Raw genomic sequence first — 6,455 nt, 5'->3', positions numbered from 1 at the left:
CCGCTGCCCCACCCGCCCCGCCCCGCCCTGTGCTGCGGCCTGACCTACGTCTCCACCGGCCAGCTCACCCAGGCCCGGGCCGTCATGCGCCGCACCCTGGACGTCCTGAGCCCCCTGGTGCGCCCCGGCCGCCCCCTGGTCGTCCTCGAACCGAGCTGCGCCGCCGCGCTCCGCACCGACATGCCGGAACTCCTCGCCGACGACCCCCGGGCCGCCCGCCTCGCCGCCGCCGTCCGCACCTTCGCCGAGACACTGGAGGAACTGGCGCCCGACTGGACCCCGCCCCGCGTCGACCGCCCGGTCGCCGGCCAGACCCACTGCCACCAGCACGCCGTCCTCGGCGACGCCGCCGACCGCCGACTCCGCGAACGGGCGGGCCTGGGCGGCGCGTTGAGCGGCGGCTGCTGCGGTCTGGCCGGCAACTTCGGCTACGAACGCGGCCATTACGCCATCTCGCTGGCCTGCGCCGAGGACCAGCTCCTCCCGGCCGTCCGCGCCGCCGCCCCCGACGCCGAAATCCTCGCCGACGGCTTCTCCTGCCGCACCCAACTCGCCCAGCTCACCGACCAGGGCGCCCGCCCCGCCCGCCACCTGGCGGAAGTCCTGGCGGAGGCCCTGGACGCGGCGGAGAGGAGGGAGACGGCGGACCACCCGGACACGGCGAAGGGGCCGCAGCCACACGGCTGACGGCCCCACCGCCCACTCACAGAAGGTCGACCGGCTCAGGCCAGAGTCGAGTAGATGTTCCAGCCGTTGCCGATCTTCACCCGGGACCGGAAGGAGCCCTTGCCGTCCGTGTAGTACGCGTACAGATCACCGCGCGAGTCGACGCCGAGCAGGGACGCGCGCCCGTCGCCGTTGATATCGCCCGGCGCGGCCAGCTTCCGGTACGTGTTCCAGCCGCCGCCGAGGCTCACCCGCGCCTTGAAGGGGGCGTCGGCCACGCCGGTGCCCGCGTACAGGTAGAGCGTGCCACCGGGCGTACGGGCGACGATGTCCGCCAGCCCGTCTCCGGTGATGTCACCGGCACCGACCAGCGCGTCGTACGCGTTCCACCCGCCACCGACCTTGATCCGGCTGGCGACCCGCTGACCCGTCCCGTCACCGCGGTAGAGGTAGAGGTTGCCCGACCCGTCGCGCGCCAGCAGGTCGCCCTTGCCGTCGCCGTTGAGGTCACCGGGCCCGAAGACGGTGTTGTAGATGTCCCAGCCGCCGCCGATGAGGTAGGGGCCGCTGGACGAGCCGACCTCGTAGTTGTAGAGGCCGCCTCGGTAGATCTGGAAGACGTCGGCCTGCCCGTTGTTGTCCATGGAGGACGGGTGGATGAGCCGGGCACCGGCAAACGCTCCGGGGTTGCTGGCCTGCGCCCGGGGGCTCACCTTCCCGTTGTTCCGGGAGTAGTAGAAGTACAGCGTGCCGCTGGTGTCGAGGGCCAGCAGTTCCGACTTGCCCAGGTGGGGATTGGCGCCCGCGCCGGCGAAGAGCGTGACCACCCCCCATCCCGAGCCCCATCCGGTGCGAGCGAGCAACTGCCCGGTGCCGTTGGAGCGGTAGACGTACATCTCGCCCGCCGGGGTGCGGGCGAGCAGGTCCGCGTAGCCGTCACCGTCGAAGTCATCGGCGCTCAGGAGCTGGTTGTAGATCCCGTAGCCGTAGCCGACCTGCACCCGGGGCTTGAACGGGGCCGAGGCGTCGCCGGTGCCCGCGTAGAAGTACAGGTCACCGGTCGGCGTGCGGGCGTAGAGGTCGCCGAGGCCGTCGCCGTTGGCGTCGTTGACGCCGACGATCTGGTCGTAGATCTGCCAGCCGCCGCCGACCTTGACCCGGGTGGCGAACGGGGCGACCACCCGGCCGTTGGAGCGGTAGAGGTACAGCTCGCCGGAGGGCGTGCGGGCCAGCAGGTCGGTCTTCCCGTCGCCGGTCAGGTCGCCGGGGGCCACCAGCTTGTTGTAGATCTGCCAGCCCTTGCCGGACCAGAGCGGGGCCGTCGTGCCGTTCAGGCCGGCGTCGCTCCGCATGGTGAGGGTGCCGTCGGACGACAGGGTCAGCAACTCGACGGTGCCGTTGCCGTCCTGGTCGCCAAGGGGAACGAGATCCTTGAACATCTCGCCCCCGGCGCCCTCAAGGGCGAACCGGTGGACCGGTGTGTTGTCGGACGGGATGACGCGCACTCCGCCGTCCTGCGCGCGGTAGAGGATGTCACCCCAGCCGTCCCCGTCGAGATCGAATCGCGGCGCGGCCTTGCCGGGCGCCGCCGCGACCCCCGGGCCGGTAAGTCCCTTGCCGGCGCCACCCGTTCCGGTGTTGCCGGGGCGCTTGGCCGTACGCGGCGGAAGAGTCGGGACCGATGGCCGGTCGTCGGCCGTGTGGTGCGTGATGCGCCGGTCCGGCGCGGCCGGCCGGTCGTCGGCCGACGCGGGCGCGGACAGCAGCATGCCGGCGCTGAGTACGAGCGCGGTGCAGGCCGCGAGCCGCCGGACACGCGCGGCGTTCCGGGCACGGGAGACGTGCCGGGTACGCGGTATTTCGGAAGTCAACGTTCTTCCCCCCACAGGAAGCAGCGACAGGACCGGGCGGCACGACCGCGCGCACTGCTCTCACGGGCACCCAAGGGGCACGGTGGACGCGGCGAGGATCGGTGAAGGATGCCCGGGAGGATGGAGTGTACAAGCGGTGAGGAAGTGGTGAAGGGGGATTCCATTCCCTGGACGAAATCCCGCCCTGGAGGCCGGAGTTGGCCGAATCTCGCCCCCCACCTAACCCCTAACCCCGTAACCCCCTAACCCATCACCTCGCGAGCCAACGCCACCAGGTCGGGAATGCGGGGGTGCCCCGGGCCGTCGCGCCAGGCGAGGACGACGGGGACGGGTGGGGCGTCGGTCAGCGACGTACGCCATGGCCGGGTGCGGGTGCGGGTGCGGGTGCGGGTGCGGGTGCGTGCCGGCGGTGGCGGAGGTGATGACGCCCACCGCGCGGCCGGCGGTGAGGGCGGCGATCCAATCGCCGGTGTTCCCGACCGTGAGGGCGGCGGACGGGCCGATCGACGGGGGCCCCGTAGGGGGCCGCGTCCACATCGCCCCGGGCTAGGCCGGCCGTGCGGTGGCGCGGGTCACGCTGAGGGTGTCGGCGATGGCGCGGAAGCAGCGGAAATGACACAGCTCACGGCTCATGCGTGGCGAGCGTAACAACCGGGGAAAAGGCATTTCACGTGCCGGAACGCGGGTCGTAGCGTGGCCGTGTGAATGCTTCGTCCGCGTCCTCCGCCGGGTCGTCCTCGGCCGGTTCCTCGTCTGCTGCTTCGTCGCCCGCCAGTGCCTCGTCCGCCGCGTCCCCGTCCGCTGGTTCGGCCGGTTCGGCCGGTTCCTCCGCTCCCTCCTCCGGCGCGCCCACGGGCGGGATACCCGCCATACCCGTCCCCGTGCCGCCCTCGCCCGAGGTCCTGTCAGCCGAGGCCGAAGCGGGGATCGGCACCCGGGCCGGGGCGCGCGGGGCGGTCCCCGGCGGTACGGCCACCGCCCGGACGCAGGGCCGGCTGCTGTCCGTCGCGCTGGTCATCGGCGGCATCGTCTCGCTCCAGTTCGGGGCGTCGGTGGCGGTGCTGCTGTTCCCGCGGGCCGGGGCGATGGGGGTCGTCACCCTGCGGCTGGTGGTCGCCTCGCTGGTGCTGCTGGTCGTCTGCCGGCCGAAGGTCCGCGGCTACGCGCGGGGCGACTGGGCCACCGTCGTCGCGTTCGGCGTGGCCCTCGCCGGGATGAACGCGCTCTTCTACCAGGCCATCGACCGCATCCCGCTCGGCGCCGGGGTCACCCTGGAATTCCTCGGCCCGCTGATCCTGTCCGTGGCGACCTCGCGGCGGCTGCTGAGCATGCTGTGGGCGGTGCTGGCGCTGGGGGGCGTGGTGCTGCTGGGACGCGCCGGGTTCGACGGCCTGAACCTCGTCGGCGTCGGCTACGCGCTGGCCGCCGGCGGGCTGTGGGCCGCGTACATCCTGCTGTCGGCGCGTACGGGGCAGCGCTTCCCGCAGGCGGACGGGCTGGCGCTGGCGATGACGGTGGCGGCGCTGCTGAGCCTGCCGCTGGGCGCGTTCAGCGCGGGCACGGCGCTGCTGGACCCGGTCACCGTGGGCCTGGGCGCGGCGGTCGCGCTGATGTCGTCGGTCCTCCCGTACACCCTGGAACTGCTGGCCCTGCGCAAGCTCCCGGCGTCCGGCTTCGCGGTCATGATGAGCCTCGAACCGGCCGCCGCCGCGACCGCCGGCTTCCTCATCCTCGGCCAGTCGCTGGGCTGGCCGGAAGTCGTCGCCATCGGCCTGGTGGTCGTCGCGAGCGCGGGCGCGGTGCTGAGCGGGGCGCGGCGGTGAGCGGGCGCCCCCCGATCACCTCCACCCCCGCGGCCTCCGGGATGCCTCCGCAGGAGGTCGCCGGTGCACGACCGCGTCAAGACCGGTACCGATCGTGAACTGGTCCGCAGCTATCCGTACCGGTCCGCGTGCCCGTCGACGGCCTGGGCGGAACTGGTGGAGTCGGCGAGCGCGGAGATCTTCCTCGCCGGCTACACGAACTACTTCTTCTGGACGCAGGTGCCGCGCTTCGCGGAGACGATCCGGCGCAAGGCCGGGTCGGGGTGCCGGGTGCGGTTTCTGGTCGGGGATCCGGACGGGGCGGTGACCCGGCAGCGCCGTCAACCACGTCAGCCTGTCGGTCTTCCGCTTCGACGACGCGGCCCTGGTCACGCCGCATCTGGCGCGCCTCGCCGGGCATGATTCCCCGCTGCTGCGTCTGCGGCGCCACGGGGACGGCGGGATGTTCGACCGCTTCGCCGAGCACGGCGAGGAGCTGTGGGAGCGGGCGGCGGCTCCGGGCTCGGGACCTGCCTCTAGGGGGCAGAAGCGCTATGACGGGCGCGCGCCGGGAGCTCGTTCTCGTACGGTCCCTCGGTGCCCCCTGGGGAGCCAGTCGGCAGCCCTAGGGGATCGCTCGGGCCCCCTCGGTGCGCCATGGCGAAAAATCATGCAGGCGTGCTTGATTGTTTCCGGGGGTGGTGTCACGCTCGGGTCTCGCATCACCACAGCAGCTGTCAACACGCCCTGCCCGTACGGGAGACGGGCGTCCTGGCGTGGATGAGGAGTGGGCGCGATGGCCGATCCGCGGGAGGTCGCGGAGGTTCTGGCGGATCTGCGGGCCGAGGGTGAGGAGCTGGACGGGCTGGTGGCGGGGCTCCCGGCGGGGGAGTGGGCGCGGGCCACGCCGGCCGCCGGGTGGACGATCGCGCACCAGATCGCGCATCTGCGGTGGACGGACGAGCGGGCCGTGCGGTCGGCCGTCGATCCCGAGGGGTTCGGGCGGGAGGTCGAGGCGGCGCTGGCGTCGCCGGACACGTTCGTGGACGAGGGCGCCGAGCGGGGCGCGCGGCTGGCGCCCGGCGAGCTGCTGGCGCGCTGGCGGGCCGGGCGGGCGGAGCTGCTGGAGGTGCTGGCCGCGCAGCCGCCGGGCGGGAAACTGCCGTGGTACGGGCCGCCGATGAGTGTGGCGTCGATGGCCACCGGGCGGCTGATGGAGACCTGGGCGCACGGGCAGGACGTGGCGGACGCACTCGGGGTGCGGCGGATGCCGACCGCGCGGCTGCGGCATGTGGCGCGGATCGGCGTGCGGGCCAGGGACTACGCGTACGCGGTGCGCGGGCTGACGCCGCCGGGGGAGGAGTTCCGGGTGGAGCTGACCGGTCCCGGCGGGGAGGAGTGGGCGTTCGGGCCGGAGGGCGCGGCGCAGCGGGTGAGCGGGCCGGCGCTGGACTTCTGCCTGTTGGTGACGCAGCGGGCGCATCGTGACGACGTCTCCCTGGCGGTGCGGGGCGCGGACGCCGAGCGGTGGCTGGGGATCGCGCAGTCCTTCGCGGGGCCGGCCGGGCCGGGGCGGGCACCGGGGGAGGTACGGCGGTGAGGCGGGTGGATGGACCAGGAGGGGCGGGCATACCCGAGCGGGCGGACGTACCGGGAGGGGCGGACGTACCGGGAGGGGCGGGCATATCCGGACGGCCGGCGGGTGCCGACCGGCCCCGCGCCGGGCTCGCGCCTGCCGACCCCCCGCCCACCGAACCGCTGCGCATCGGCAACGCCTCCGGCTTCTACGGCGACCGGTTCGACGCCGTGCGGGAGACGCTGACCGGGGGGCCGCTGGACGTGCTGACCGGGGATTACCTCGCGGAGCTGACCATGCTCATCCTGGGCCGGGAGCGGCTGAAGGATCCGGCGCGCGGGTACGCCAAGACGTTTCTGCGGCAGATGGAGGAGGGACTCGGGCTCGCCGTCGAGCGCGGGGTCAGGGTCGTGACCAACGCGGGCGGGCTGAATCCGGCCGGACTGGCGGACGCCGTAAGGGAGTTGGGGGAGCGGGTCGGGGTTCCGGTGCGCGTGGCGCATGTGGAGGGGGACGACCTAACGGGGCGCGGGGGGTGGG

General features: G+C 73.7%; 5 protein-coding genes and 2 pseudogenes. 5 read left to right on the top strand and 2 right to left on the bottom strand.

All coding sequences use genetic code 11. The features are described 5' to 3' along the window. Positions 1–687: pseudogene (locus tag ADL22_RS09290) on the top strand ((Fe-S)-binding protein); the annotation flags it as partial. A 35-nt stretch (positions 688–722) separates the two neighbouring features. Here ADL22_RS09290 and ADL22_RS09285 read toward each other — a convergent pair. Together ADL22_RS09285 and ADL22_RS35210 are read right to left on the bottom strand one after the other, a co-directional pair. Next, positions 723–2,435: an FG-GAP repeat domain-containing protein gene (locus tag ADL22_RS09285; RefSeq protein ID WP_079063971.1), complete on the bottom strand. Its 1,713-nt coding sequence runs from the start codon at positions 2,433–2,435 to the stop codon at positions 723–725. 769 nt (positions 2,436–3,204) lie between these two features. Next, the gene (locus ADL22_RS35210; RefSeq protein WP_066975656.1) at positions 3,205–3,408 is read right to left on the bottom strand and encodes a hypothetical protein; all 204 of its coding nucleotides are present in this window, start codon (positions 3,406–3,408) and stop codon (positions 3,205–3,207) included. A 10-nt stretch (positions 3,409–3,418) separates the two neighbouring features. On the opposite strand from ADL22_RS35210, the gene ADL22_RS09275 reads away from it, so the two are divergent. The 4 genes and pseudogenes from ADL22_RS09275 to ADL22_RS09265 all read left to right on the top strand — a co-directional run. Continuing rightward, the gene (locus ADL22_RS09275) at positions 3,419–4,360 is read left to right on the top strand and encodes an EamA family transporter (protein ID WP_234430613.1); all 942 of its coding nucleotides are present in this window, start codon (positions 3,419–3,421) and stop codon (positions 4,358–4,360) included. A gap of 63 nt (positions 4,361–4,423) precedes the next feature. Next, positions 4,424–4,856 (top strand): annotated as a pseudogene (locus ADL22_RS33725) (XRE family transcriptional regulator); the annotation flags it as partial. A 279-nt stretch (positions 4,857–5,135) separates the two neighbouring features. Further along, positions 5,136–5,939, top strand: a complete 804-nt coding sequence (locus ADL22_RS09270) for a TIGR03084 family metal-binding protein (RefSeq protein ID WP_066975654.1) — start codon at positions 5,136–5,138, stop codon at positions 5,937–5,939. 158 nt (positions 5,940–6,097) lie between these two features. Further along, positions 6,098–6,455, top strand: a 358-nt coding sequence (locus tag ADL22_RS09265) for an acyclic terpene utilization AtuA family protein (protein ID WP_159048598.1), incomplete at its 3' end; no start/stop codon positions are given.

This window comes from Streptomyces sp. NRRL F-4489, assembly GCF_001509485.1.
Taxonomy (GTDB): domain Bacteria; phylum Actinomycetota; class Actinomycetes; order Streptomycetales; family Streptomycetaceae; genus Streptomyces.
The sequence above is the reverse complement of the archived record's forward strand: the minus strand, read 5'-3'. Positions and strand labels throughout refer to the sequence as shown.